This is a genomic window from Phenylobacterium sp., from assembly GCF_041913825.1.
Taxonomy (GTDB): domain Bacteria; phylum Pseudomonadota; class Alphaproteobacteria; order Caulobacterales; family Caulobacteraceae; genus Phenylobacterium.
On sequence record NZ_JAYSEO010000008.1, the window covers coordinates 51,955 to 64,770 of the forward strand.

Here is a 12,816-nt window from a genome sequence, read left to right on the forward strand (position 1 = left end):
ATCAGTGCCCGCCGCCGGAGAAGATCACGTAGATGAAGGCGAACAGGAAGAGCCAGACCACGTCCACGAAGTGCCAGTACCAGGCGGCCGCCTCGAAGCCGAAGTGCTGCTTGGGCGTGAAGGCGCCGTTCATCAGGCGGATCAGGCAGACGGCCAGGAAGATCGTCCCGATCAGCACGTGGAAGCCGTGGAAGCCGGTCGCCATGAAGAAGGCCGAGCCGTAGAGGCCGGCGTTCCCGGCTTCCTCGTTGAAGAAGTACTTGTGGTCGATGATGTGGTGGTACTCGTACGCCTGCACCGAGGTGAACAGGACACCCAGCAGGATCGTCAGCGCCAGGCCGATCTTCGCGCCGCGGCGGTCGCCGGTCTGCAGCGCGTGGTGGGCCCAGGTGACAGTGGTGCCGGAGAGCAGCAGGATCAGGGTGTTGAGCAGCGGCAGACCCCAGGGAGCGACCGTCTCGACACCGTGCGGCGGCCAGGTTTCCCAGGCGAGACGCACCTCCTCGATGGAGGACAGGGTGCGATGGCCGTTGAACAGGGCCATCTCGAAGAAGATCCAGAACCAGGCGACGAAGAACATCACCTCGGAGGCGATGAACAGGATCATGCCGTAGCGCAGGCCGATGCCGACGACAGGCGTATGGTCGCCGGCGTTCGCTTCCTTCACCACGTCACGCCACCAGCCGAACATGGTGTAGAGCACGCCGGCCAAGCCGATGGCGAAGATGTACCAGGTGCCCTTGTCGAGGCCGAACAGGCCCTTCATCCAGGTCACGCCGCCGATCGCCATGATGGTGGCGAACAGCGAACCGAGGAGCGGCCACGGGCTCGGATTGACCAGGTGGTAGTCGTGCTTCACGCCTTGGGCCATCGCCGTCCAGTACCCCTCGCAAAGTCGACCCGCGCCGGACTCGCGGCGCGGGCATTCAATTCGCGGACGCTATAGCCTTGCGTCGCACCCCTCGCCAAGGGGGAAAGGCTAACCAGCGTTCGCCGGCTTGTGCGCCTGGGCGGTCTGCGGGGCCGGCGGGGCCTCCACGGACGGGAAGAAGGTGTACGAGAGCGTCACCTCCTGCTTGCCCTTCGTCTCGAAATCCGAGGCGTACTTCGGGTCGACGAAGTACAAGACCGGCATGTCGACCGTCTGGCCCGGGCCGATGGTCTGGTCCGAGAAGCAGAAGCAGTCGAGCTTCTGGAAGTAGGGGCCCGCCTGTTCCGGCACGACGTTGAACACCGCCCGCCCCGTGATGGCCTCCGAGCCGTTGTTGGTCACCCGGAACAGCGCGAGCTTGGTCTCGCCGATCTTCGCCTGCTGCGCCTTCTGCTCGGCCGTGAAGGTCCACGGCAGGTCGCGCACGTTGGCGTCGAAGCGGATCGTCAGCTCCTTCTGTAGCACCGTGCCCGGCGCGGCCTCGGCGCGCTTGGTCGTGCCGTCGAACCCGGTGAGCTGGCAGAAGGCCCGGTAGAGCGGCACCGAGGCGTAAGCCGCGCCGATCATGCCGAAGAAGGCGGCGGCGCAGATCAGCGCGACGCGGGCGTTGCGCTTCTGCTCAGGGCTGGCCGGGGGCTTAGAAGGGGCGTTCGGTGACATTGGCGCCGAGCCGCACGATGGTGACCACGAAGATCAGAATGACGAAGAGCACGAGGCCCAGCGCCAGCGCGACGTTGCGGCCGCGCCGGGCCTTGGTCTCGGCCTCGGTCTCGCGGGCGGGATCGCTCATCTAGAAGACCTCCAGGGCGGGAAGGCCCGCCAGGTGTTCCACAAGTAGGGTGGCGAAGAGAAGCGTCAGGTACAGGATCGAGAAGGCGAACAGGTTGCGCGCATCCCGGGCGCCGGCGCGGACGTCATACAGTCCGTCGTCGTTGCGCTGGCCGCCTGCCTCGCCGGCATGGCTGCGGTAGAGGCGCCAGGCGAGCAGCAGGAAGACGAGGGCCCCCAGCCCCGACACCGCCAGGTAGGCCACGCCGCCCAGGCCGGTGAAGGCCGGAGCCACGGCGATCGGCGTGAACAGCAGGCTGTAGAGCCAGATCTGGCGGCGCGTGGAAGCCGCGCCGGCCACCACCGGCATCATCGGCACGCCGGCCTTCTGGTAGTCCTCGGAGGTGTAGAGGCTGAGCGCCCAGAAGTGCGGCGGGGTCCACATGAAGATGATGGCGCACAGCAGCCAGGCGTTCAGCGGCGCGGTCCCGGTGGCCGCCGCCCAGCCGATCACCGGCGGCAGCGCCCCCGCGAGCCCGCCGATGACGATGTTCTGGGCCGTCCAGCGCTTCAGCCACATGGTGTAGATGACGGCGTAGAAGACGATGGTGAAGGCGAGCAGGCCGGCCGCCAGCCAGTTCAGCGCCATGCCCATCAGCATCACGGAGAACAGCGACAGCACGATCCCGAGCGTCAGGGCGTCGGCGCCCTGCACCCGGCCGGCTGGCACCGGCCGCCCGCGCGTCCGGCGCATCTTGGCGTCGATGTCGGCGTCGTACCACATGTTGAGCGCGCCGGACGCGCCGGCGCCTACCGCGATGCACAGGATCGCCACCGCGCCCAGGATTGGGTTCACCGGTCGCTCGGCGGCGACGAGGCCGGTGAGCGCGGTGAACACCACCAGGCTCATGACGCGCGGCTTCAGGAGCTGCAGGAAGTCCTGCCAGCGGGCGGGCGCGCGTGCGGTGGGATGGGCCGTGGCCATGGCCATGCAGAATACTCGGAATGTTCGAGGGGCGCGCCCCCTGCGGAGCGCGCCCCTCTAGATGGTCCCGGAGGAGCCCGACGCCTAGTGGTGGGCGTCCGGCTTGATCACCGGCAGTTCGTTGAACTGGTGGAACGGCGGCGGCGAGGACAGGGTCCACTCCAGCGTCGTCGCGCCTTCGCCCCACGGGTTGGCTTCGGCCTTGCGGCGGAAGATCAGGGCTTCCACCAGCATCACCAGGAACACGCCCACGCCGATGGCGGTGATGGCGTAGCCCAGCGACGAGACCTGGTTCCAGTAGGTGAAGGCTTCCGGATAGTCGACGTACCGGCGCGGCATGCCCTGGAGGCCCAGGAAGTGCTGCGGGAAGAAGATCAGGTTCACGCCGACGAAGGTGATCCAGAAGTGGGTGGCGCCCAGCCACTCGCGGTACTTCACGCCGAAGATCTTCTCGAACCAGTAGTAGAAGCCGGCGAAGATCGCGAACACGGCGCCCAGCGACAGCACGTAGTGGAAGTGGGCCACCACGTAGTAGGTGTCGTGCAGGCTGTAGTCGATGCCGGCGTTGGCGAGCACCACGCCGGTCACGCCGCCGACGGTGAACAGGAAGATGAAGCCGATCGCCCAGAGCATGGGCGTCTTGAAGTCGATCGACCCGCCCCACATCGTCGCGATCCAGCTGAACACCTTCACCCCGGTCGGCACGGCGATGACCATCGTGGCCGCCACGAAGTAGGCGCGCAGGTTGATGCTCATGCCCACGGTGTACATGTGGTGCGCCCACACGACGAAGCCGATGAAGCCGATGGCCACCATCGCGTAGGCCATGGCCAGGTAGCCGAACACCGGCTTGCGCGAGAACGTGGACACGATGTGGCTGATGATGCCGAAGCCCGGCAGGATCAGGATGTACACCTCGGGGTGACCGAAGAACCAGAACAGGTGCTGGTACATGATCGGGTCGCCGCCGCCGGCCGCGTCGAAGAAGTGGGTGTTAAAGTTCCGGTCCGTCAGCAGCATGGTGATCGCGCCGGCCAGCACGGGCAGCGAGAGCAGCAGCAGGAAGACGGTGACCAGCACCGACCACACGAACAGCGGCATCCGGTGCAGGGTCATGCCCGGCGCGCGCATGTTGAAGATGGTGGTGATGAAGTTGATGGCGCCCAGGATCGAGCTCGCGCCCGCCAGGTGGAGCGACAGGATCGCGAGGTCCATGGACGGGCCCGCGTGTCCCGAGGTGGACAGCGGCGGATAGGCCGTCCAGCCGCCGCCGAAGCCGCGGCCCGGGCCGCCGTCGACGAACATCGAGGTGCAGAGCAGCACCCAGGCGGCGACGAGCAGCCAGAACGAGATGTTGTTCATCCGCGGGAAGGCCATGTCCGGCGCCCCGATCATCAGCGGGACGAACCAGTTGCCGAACCCGCCGATCAGCGCCGGCATGACCATGAAGAAGATCATGATCAGGGCGTGGGCGGTGACCACCACGTTGTAGCCGTGCTTCGACGGCTCCACGAGGCCGGTCGCGGCGAGCCAGCTCCCTTCGCGGAAGACCTGAATGCCCGGCTCGGCGAGTTCCCAGCGGATCAGGCCGGACAGCGCGCCACCCACCAGGCCCGCCATGATGGCGAACAGCAGGTAGAGGGTGCCGATGTCCTTGTGGTTGGTGGAGAGGAACCACCGCGTGAAGAAGCCCGGCTTGTGGTCGTGGGCTTCGTGGTGTCCGTGAGCGGCTGATGTGGCCATCTGAACGCTATTCCTGGCTTATTTCGCGGCCGGCGCCTTGGGCGCGGGCTGAGCGGTGGTCGTCGCGGGCGCGGCAGGCTGCGGCGTGGCCGGCGCGGCGGCGGACGGATTGACCGTGGCGGAGGCGGACTGGCCGGCCGCGGCGGCCGCGGGCGCGGCCTCCGTGTTGGCGGCGCCCGCCGCGTCGGCGGCGTTGTCCAGCGTGGTCGGGGTCGGCGCCGGGGCCTTGCCGCTCTTCGCGGCCACCCAGGCGGCGAACTCGGCGTCCGTCACGACCCGCACCTCGATGGGCATGAAGGCGTGGTCGACGCCGCACAGCTCACGGCAGTTGCCGTAGTAGGTGCCGACCTTCTCGGCCTTGAACCAGGTCTCGTTCACCCGACCCGGGATGGCGTCGATGATGGTGCCGAAGGAGGGAACGGCGAAAGCGTGGATCACGTCGGCGCCGGTGACCAGCACGCGGACCGTCTTGTTGACCGGCACGACCATCGGCTCGGTGGCGGCCAGGCGGAAGGGGACGCCCTTGGCCTTGGCCTCTTCCTCCGGGAGGACGTTCGAGACGAACTCGGAGATCTCCTGGTCCGGGTACTCGTAGCCCCAGTACCACTGGTAGCCGGTCGCCTTAACCGTCAGGTCGGGCTTCGGCATGTCGTGGTAGGCGAAGAGGAGCTTGAACGAGAAGATCGCGATGAACACGAGGATCAGGACGGGCACGAGCGTCCAGATCACCTCGATCGCGGTGTTGTGGCTCCAGCGGGCCGGCACCGGGTTCGAGCGCTTGTTGTACTTGACGATGACCCACACCAGCAGGCCGAGCACGAATAGCGTGATCGCCGTGATGATCGGCAGCAGGATCGCGTTGTGGAAGAAGATCGCGTCGTGCCGCAGCGGGGTGACGCCCGGCTGCAGGTCGATCGCGCCTGGCGTGGGCTGACCCATCAAGTCCTCGGCCAGGGCGGAGACGCCCCAGAACGCCGACATCGCGCCCGCGACGGCGCCCGCCGTCAGCGCTCGCATACCCTGAAACCTCGACTTCATGTCCCCTCGGTCTGGTTGGCCGGCCGCGTCTCGCGAAACTGACGATCGCCCCCGCCGACTGTCAGAAGGGCGCGCGCAGGCATGCTGGCGCACGCTGCCCGGCCCTTCGGGCGCGTGCATACGCGCATCGCTTTGGCTTGCCAAGGCGCTTGCCGCCTCCCATGGGGAGGATGCGGCGGCGCGGCCGTCGGGGCGGTCAAAAACCCGACCGATCAGCCGCTTCGGGCGAATGACGTTCGCGGGGAGATTCGCATGCATCTGAGCCCGGAGGCGGAACGGGAGATCCGCGTCGAGTTCGACCGACTGGTGAACCTGACGCCCGGTGAGCTGCGCGCCTGGCTGGAGACGCCGGAGTCGAAGAAGGTGGGCATGGTCCGGCGCGGCGAGACCGAATCCGTCGGCCGCCAGTCGGCGCGGCGTATCCTGGCGATCCGCGGCAAGCCGGTGGCGGCCCTCACCGACGCCGACTACGCCCACATGAAGAAGGTCATCGGCTACTGCCGCCGACACCTCGCCCAGCGACCCTGGGGCGACGTCACCGACACCCGCTGGCGGTGGAGCCTGATGAACTGGGGCCACGACCCGCTGCGGCGCACATAGGATAACGACGGCGGCGCGGGGGGCGGGCGAACGAGCTGTCCGCGCCTAACCACTTTGAAATCAACAACCTTTTGACGTCCCCGCGAGTGTCACACGGCCGGGGCGGCCCTTGTTCGAGCAGATCGCGGTCGAGTTGTTCTACCAGCGGGCGGTGCGCGACCACGTCGTGCTCCGCGCACTGGGCTTCGCGGTGATCTGCTTCGCCCTTCACACGCTAGGCCTGCTGTCGCCGGCGCGGATCGCCGCCTGGGGCCTGCTGCTCCTGGCCGGCGAAGCCGGCGTGCGGCTGTGGCGGCGCGCCGCCCTGCGCCGCGAGCAGACACCCCAGGCCGTACGCCGCGGGATGCGGGCGCTGGTCGGGTGGGGGGCGCTGCTGGCCGCGCTTTACGCGGCGCCTGCCCTGGTGGTGTGGCCACCGCCTTGTGCTCGATCTCTTCCGCCGCGCGCCACAGCCACAGCCCACGGGTCTCGGTCGGCGCATCGCGCAGATGGGCGGGTTCGGCCACCAGCTCGTGCGCCAGCAGCGCGGTGAAATGCTCCAGGGCGACGGTGGCGCCCAGCTTGCGGAGGTCGCCCTTCCGGCGCACGGCCGCGATCTCGCAACCGGTGCGCGCCTCGAGCGGCCCCATGTCGCGCCCGGCCGCCGCAGCCTGCGCATTGAACGCCACGTGCTCGCGCGTGTGCACCGCCTCCTGGGCGATGAGCTGGGCGACGTCGCGCGCGAGCACGCCCTCGGCCAGGCGCCGGTGCGCGCGCACGCTCTCGATGAAGAACCGTTCGCCCTGCGGGAACAGCGCCGACAGGCCGTCTAGAAGGCCGCGGCCACCGGGTCGCGGTCGCGCCACGCGCGGACCGCCACGGCGTCGATGTCGAAGTGCCGGTCCCTCGCGGTGAACATGCCGCGAAGCCTAGCGGACCAGGCTGAATCAAAGGTGCAGGGCGGCTTTTCCGGCCGGCGCGCGTATTGGCGCCGTGACGGGCGCGGTCGGCCTTCCTATCTTGCGGGCATGAACGCGCACGCCCCCGCCCCTTCGCTCCTGGACGCCGCCGGCGTCGATCCGAACCGCGCCCGCGAGATCCTCGGCGAAGCGCTCGCCGGCGCCGACGACGGGGAGCTGTTCGTCGAGCGCAGCGAGAGCGAGTCCTTCCTGTTCGACGACGGGCGCCTGAAGTCGGCGGCCTACGACTCCGCCGAGGGCTTCGGCTTGCGGGTGGTGGCGGGCGAGACCGCCGGCTACGCCCACGCCAGCGAGGTCAGCGAAGCGGCCATCCGCCGCGCCGCGGATTCCGCGAGCCTGGCGAAGCGCGGCTACGCCGGTGTCGCCGCCGAAGGCCCGCGGCCGACCAACGCCCGGCTCTATGGGGACGACAATCCGCTCGCCTCTCCCGGCTTCTCCGACAAGGTCGCCCTGCTGCAGGAGATCGACGCCTGGGCCCGCGCCCGCGACCCGCGCGTGGTGCAGGTGATGGCCTCCATGGCCGGCGAGCAGCGCACGGTGGAGATCCTGCGCGCCGACGGCCGACTGATCCGCGACGTGCGCCCGCTGTCGCGGATCAACGTGCAGATCACCGTCGAGAAGGATGGCCGGCGCGAGAACGGCTACACCGGCCAGGGCGGCCGGGCCGGCTTCGAGGCCTGGATCAGCGCCGACAAGTGGCAGGGCGCTGTGGACGAGGCGCTGCGCCAGGCGCTCGTGAACCTTGAGGCGGTCCCCTGCCCGGCCGGCGAGATGGACGTGGTGCTCGGCCCCGGCTGGAACGGCGTCCTGCTACACGAGGCGGTGGGTCACGGCCTCGAGGGCGACTTCAACCGCAAGGGCACTTCGGCCTTCTCGGGCAAGGTGGGGGAGCGGGTGGCCGCGCCGGGCGTCACCGTCTTCGACGACGGCTCGATCCTCGGCCGCCGCGGCTCGCTGACCGTGGACGACGAGGGCACGCCGACCGAGCGCACCATCCTGATCGAGGACGGCATCCTCGTGGGCTACATGCACGACCGGATGAGCGCGCGCCTGATGGGCCTGCAGCCCACCGGCAACGGGCGTCGGCAGTCCTACGCCCACATGCCCATGCCCCGGATGACCAACACCGGCATGCTGGGCGGCGACAGCTCGCGCGAGGAGATGATCGCCTCGACCAAGCGCGGCCTCTACTGCGCCAACTTCGGCGGCGGCCAAGTGGACATCACCAACGGCAAGTTCGTCTTCCAGTGCACCGAGGCCTACCTGATCGAGGACGGCAAGGTGACCACGCCGGTGAAGGGCGCGACGCTGATCGGCGACGGCCCCTCGGCGCTCACCCGCGTGACCATGATCGGTGACGACTTCGCGTTCGACCCCGGCATCGGTGTCTGCGGCAAGTCCGGCCAGAGCGTGCCGGTGGGCGTCGGCCAGCCGTCGCTGAAGCTGACCGGCCTGACGGTGGGCGGCACCAGCCTCTAGACCCTGGTTTCGGCGACCGCTGCTACCGGAGGTTACAGCCATTTAACTGGCGAGGCTTCCCGGGCGACCGTAGTCGGTCCGCCTGGGAGGAATTCATGCTGCTCATCCACGCGCTTGCGCAGGCCGCCGCGGCCGTCGTTCCCGAGGCGGCGGCGCAGCCGCAGCAGGGCGTGATCAGCTATCCGCCATCCTTCTTCGAGAGCTTCCGTCCAACCAGCGCGCTGGAGATGGTGGAGCGGGTCCCCGGCTTCACCTTCGACGCCGGCGACAGCGTCCGCGGCTTCGAGGGCGCGGCCGGCAACGTGCTGATCGACGGGCAGCGGCCTGCCGCCAAAAGCGATCCGCTGGGCGAGATCCTGAACCGCATCCCCGCCGGGCAGGTGGAGCGCATCGACCTGATCCGCGGCAGCGCCCCCGGCATCGACATGCAGGGCAAGACGGTGCTGGTGAATGTCGTCCGCAAGGCGGGCGGCGGCTTCCGGGGCTTGATCGCCGCGTCCACGCGCACGGTCGCAGACGACGGCCGGACCCTGTCGGCCTTCCGCCTGGAGGGCTCCGGCGGGTCGAACGGCCGCGCCTGGGAGGCCGGGGTGCTGCTGGCTCAGGGCGTGGACGACGGCACGGGCGATGGCCCGCGCGTTCGCCTCGACCCCGCCGGCCGGCCGCTGATCCGCTCCGACGTGGAGGCGGAGGGCGGGGTGGCGGTCCAGGCGATCGTCACCGGCGCCTACGAGACCCCGTTCCTGGGCGGCCGTCTGAGGCTCAACGCCCGCCTGTTCGCCGAGGAGTTCAACTACGACGAACAGAACCGCATCACCTTCCCCGCGCTCGCCACCGAATTCGACCAGTGGGGGGAGGACGCGAAGGAAGTGGAGCTGGGGGCCCGCGACACCCGTAGCCTGGGAGCCAACACGTCCCTGGAGACCGTCCTCCTGCAGCGGAACGAGGACAAGCACTTCGGCGAGACCTTCCGCGAGCCCGGCGAGACCGTGCTCTTCGCCCTGGACCGCAAGACCGGCGAGAGCATCGGACGCACGGTCCTGAAGCACCGCCGCTCGGACGCCCTCTCGTTCGAGGCCGGCGCCGAGGGCGCCTTCAACTGGCTGGAGAGCGAGACCGAGTACTTCCTGAACGGCCAGGCCCAGCCGCTGCCCGCCGGCAGCGTGCGCGTGGAGGAGACCCGGGGGGAGCTGTTCGGCAAGGCGACCTGGCGGCCGCGCGCCAGCCTCACCCTCGAGGCGGGCCTGCGACAGGAGGCCTCGCGCATCTCCTCCGAGGGCGACGTGGAGTTGGAGAAGACCCTCTACTTCACGAAGCCGCGCTTCTCCGCCTCCTGGGCGCCGGACGCCGTGACCCAGGTGCGCTTCCGTGTGGAGCGGAAGGTCGACCAGCTCGACTTCGACGATTTCGTCGCGGAGACCGAGTTCAACACCGGCGGCGAGGTCCAGGCCGGCAATCCCGACCTCGACCCCGAGCAGTCGTGGGAGACCGAGCTCGCCCTAGAGCGACGCTTCTGGGGCTCGGGCGCCGTGGTGCTGACCCTCAGCCACGAGGAGCTCACCGACGTGATAGACCGGGCGCCGGTGTTCGGCGCGACCGGCGTCGCCTTCGACGCCCCCGCCAATATCGGCTCGGGCCAGGAGCAGGAACTAGGGATCGACCTCACCCTGCCCCTCGACCGCCTGGGCGTGCGGCGGGGCCAGCTCCGCGGCTTCGTGAACTGGGAGCGCAGCGAGGTCACCGACCCGACCACCGGCCGCAAGCGCCGCGTCTCCGGCTCGCGTCCGGTGGAATGGGAGGCGCATTTCACCCACGACGTGCCGCAGTGGCGGGTGACCTGGGGCGTCGACGCCTTCGGCGCCTGGCGCGAGACCTACTACCGGTTCAACGAGGTGAAGGTTCTCAAGCTGAAGACCTTCGTGACGCCGTTCGTGGACTGGAAGCCCCGCGCCGACATCACTGTCCGCGCCGAGATCCAGAACCTGACCGAGCGGGGGTTCCGGGAGACCCGCTACCGCTACACCGGCGCCCGCAGCACGGGCGCGCTGGAGTACGTCGACGATCGCGACATCCAGGTCGGGAGAATCTTCTACGTGCGCGTGCGCAAGACCCTCGGCGGCTGACCCCGTTTCCGCGCAAACCTTTCGCCGATTTAATCCAGCTTACGGGCATTTAATTGGCGTCCACCCCCCGGTCACAGGTCATTTGCGGCCAGTGCTGGGAGGAACAAGTCAATGCTCGCCGTCCATCTGCTGGCCCAGGCCGCCGCGGCCGCCACGCCTGAGGCCGTGGCCCAACCGCAGCAGGGGGTGATCAGCTATCCGCTGAGCTTCTTCGCCGGCCAGCAAGCCTCCAACGCCGCCGAACTGCTGGCGCGCGTGCCAGGCTTCACCCTCGACACCGGCAGCGACGTGCGCGGTTTCGAGGGCGCGGCGGGCAATGTGCTGATCGATGGCCAGCGCCCGGCCAGCAAGAGCGACAATCTGGAAGAGATCCTGCGCCGCGTGCCGCTGAGCGCAGTCGAGCGCATCGACATCATCCGCGGCGGGGCGCCCGGTATCGACATGCAGGGCAAGTCGGTGCTGGCCAACGTGGTCCGCAAGCAAGGCGCCAGCTTCCGCGGCCTGTTCGCGGTGGCCAACAACCACCTGTGGGACGGCCGCAACATGCACGGCATGCGGCTGGAGCTGTCCGGCGGCGACGGGACCCGGAGCTGGGAGACCACCATCCGCTACGGCTACGGGAACGACGACGGCGGCCAGTTCGGCCCCTACGTCCGACTTGCGCCGGACGGCAGCCTGCTGCGCCGAGCCGACTACCAGTCCGAAAGCGACGGGCTGCAGCAGACCATCACCGCCGGCTACAGCCAGCCGCTGCTGGGCGGCAGGGTGACCCTGAATGGCCGCGCCTTCTGGGATAGCTGGAAGACCGAGAACACCATCCGCTTCGCCACCCCCGCAGGCCGGCTCGACAACATCACCTCGCCCTACGACGAGTTCGAGACCGAGCTGGGCGCCCGCTTCGACCGCGACTTCGGCCCGAAGACCAAGCTCGAGGTCGTGGCGCTGCGCACCGACTCCGACTTCCACGGCTTCGACCTGGCGCTCTCGCCAGGACGGTCCGAGGACTTCCGGTATGAGCGCACCTACGACGAGACCATCGGGCGCGCCGTGCTGAAGCACCAGCGCTCGGCCACCCTGTCCTTCGAGGGCGGCGGCGAGGCGGCGCTGAACCGTCTGGACAGCCATTCGGAGTTCTTCCTCAACGGCGCCGCCGAGGTCCTGCCGGCTGCCGACGTGCAGGTGGAGGAGCTGCGCGGCGAGGCCTTCGCCAAGCTCGTCTGGCGCCCCACGCCGCAGTGGACGCTGGACGGCGGCGTGCGCTTCGAGGCGTCCGACATCTCGTCCGAGGGCGACGTGGTGCTGGAGAAGAGCCTGAGCTTCCTCAAGCCTCGGCTGGCCGTCGCCTGGCAGCCCCTGCCCGGCGCCCAGCTCCGCGCCCGTGTGGAGCGCGTGGTCGGCCAGCTCGACTTCGACGACTTCGTGGCCGGCGCGGACTTCGAGGAAGGCACCGGCGTCAGCGTCGGCAACCCCGACCTCGATCCCGAACAGGCCTGGGTGGGCGAGGTGACGCTGGAGCAGCGGTTCTGGAAGAGCGGGGCGGTCACCGTGACCTACCGCCGCTCGGAGCTGAAGGACGTCATCGACCGCGGGCCGGTGTTCACCGACGACGGCGGCGTCTTCGACCGGCCCACCAACATCGGGGACGGATCCAAGGACGAGCTGATCGTGACCGCGACGGTCCCCTCGGAACCGTTCGGCTGGCGCGGCGGCGTGCTGCAGGGCGAGCTGAACCGGCGCTGGTCCGAGGTGGTCGACCCGACCACCTTGACCGAACGGCCGATCTCCCGGCTTCGGCCGCTGGAGTGGGAGGCGCGCTACACCCAGGACCTGCCGCAGTGGGGCGCGAGCGTCGGCGCGGCGGTGTTCAGCGGCTGGTCGCAGACCACATACCGTTACAACTCGATCACGGACGTGAAACTGCACAACGCCTACATCACCGCCTGGATCGACAAGCGGCTGCGCTCGGACGTCGTCATGCGCGTGGAGTTCATGAACCTGGCCGAGCGCGGCATCCGCTTCAACACCCAGGCCTTCGGGCCGGAGCGGCGCACCGGCCAACTGCTGTACACCGACGACCGCGACCTGACGCCAGGCCGCAGCCTCTACGTCCGGGTCCGCAAGACTTTCGGCGGCTGACCCCGCCGACCGGGCGCCCAAAGAAGAAGGCCGCGGATCGCTCCGCGGCCTTCG

General features: G+C 69.3%; 11 protein-coding genes. 4 read left to right on the forward strand and 7 right to left on the reverse strand.

Annotated elements, in window-relative coordinates; all coding sequences use genetic code 11:
* Position 1 precedes the first annotated feature (1 nt).
* The 6 genes from ACE3Q8_RS08150 to coxB form a co-directional block, all read right to left on the reverse strand.
* Positions 2-871: a cytochrome c oxidase subunit 3 gene (locus ACE3Q8_RS08150; RefSeq protein WP_374469765.1), complete on the reverse strand. Its 870-nt coding sequence runs from the start codon at positions 869-871 to the stop codon at positions 2-4.
* Positions 872-979: 108 nt separating this feature from the next.
* The gene (locus ACE3Q8_RS08155) at positions 980-1,591 is read right to left on the reverse strand and encodes a cytochrome c oxidase assembly protein (protein WP_374469766.1); all 612 of its coding nucleotides are present in this window, start codon (positions 1,589-1,591) and stop codon (positions 980-982) included.
* Positions 1,569-1,721, reverse strand: a complete 153-nt coding sequence (locus ACE3Q8_RS08160) for a hypothetical protein (protein ID WP_374469767.1) — start codon at positions 1,719-1,721, stop codon at positions 1,569-1,571. The genes ACE3Q8_RS08155 and ACE3Q8_RS08160 overlap by 23 nt, the downstream gene beginning before the upstream one ends.
* Entirely contained in the window at positions 1,722-2,690 is a 969-nt protein-coding gene (cyoE, locus tag ACE3Q8_RS08165; RefSeq protein WP_374469768.1) for a heme o synthase, read from the reverse strand.
* A 78-nt stretch (positions 2,691-2,768) separates the two neighbouring features.
* On the reverse strand, positions 2,769-4,427 hold the full coding sequence (gene ctaD / locus ACE3Q8_RS08170) for a cytochrome c oxidase subunit I (RefSeq protein WP_374469769.1): 1,659 nt from the start codon (positions 4,425-4,427) through the stop codon (positions 2,769-2,771).
* An 18-nt stretch (positions 4,428-4,445) separates the two neighbouring features.
* Positions 4,446-5,465, reverse strand: coding sequence for a cytochrome c oxidase subunit II (coxB, locus tag ACE3Q8_RS08175; protein ID WP_374469770.1), 1,020 nt, complete (start codon positions 5,463-5,465; stop codon positions 4,446-4,448).
* 252 nt (positions 5,466-5,717) lie between these two features.
* Here coxB and ACE3Q8_RS08180 point away from each other — a divergent pair, with 252 nt between their 5' ends.
* A complete protein-coding gene (locus ACE3Q8_RS08180; protein ID WP_374469771.1) occupies positions 5,718-6,065 on the forward strand; it encodes a DUF3140 domain-containing protein in 348 nt (115 codons plus the stop codon).
* Between the two features lie 89 nt (positions 6,066-6,154).
* Here ACE3Q8_RS08180 and ACE3Q8_RS08185 read toward each other — a convergent pair whose 3' ends face one another.
* Positions 6,155-6,910 (reverse strand): metal-dependent hydrolase, encoded by a 756-nt coding sequence (locus ACE3Q8_RS08185; RefSeq protein ID WP_374469772.1) that lies wholly within the window; start codon positions 6,908-6,910, stop codon positions 6,155-6,157.
* A 162-nt stretch (positions 6,911-7,072) separates the two neighbouring features.
* Between ACE3Q8_RS08185 and tldD the strand changes: the two genes are divergently transcribed.
* The 3 genes from tldD (at position 7,073) to ACE3Q8_RS08200 (ending at position 12,762) form a co-directional block, all read left to right on the forward strand.
* The gene (gene tldD, locus ACE3Q8_RS08190; RefSeq protein WP_374469773.1) at positions 7,073-8,503 is read left to right on the forward strand and encodes a metalloprotease TldD; all 1,431 of its coding nucleotides are present in this window, start codon (positions 7,073-7,075) and stop codon (positions 8,501-8,503) included.
* Between the two features lie 95 nt (positions 8,504-8,598).
* Positions 8,599-10,626 (forward strand): TonB-dependent receptor plug domain-containing protein, encoded by a 2,028-nt coding sequence (locus ACE3Q8_RS08195; RefSeq protein ID WP_374469774.1) that lies wholly within the window; start codon positions 8,599-8,601, stop codon positions 10,624-10,626.
* A 111-nt stretch (positions 10,627-10,737) separates the two neighbouring features.
* Positions 10,738-12,762 carry a TonB-dependent receptor plug domain-containing protein gene (locus ACE3Q8_RS08200; protein ID WP_374469775.1) on the forward strand — a complete coding sequence of 675 codons (2,025 nt, stop codon included), beginning with the start codon at positions 10,738-10,740 and terminating at the stop codon, positions 12,760-12,762.
* Positions 12,763-12,816: the final 54 nt, after the last annotated feature.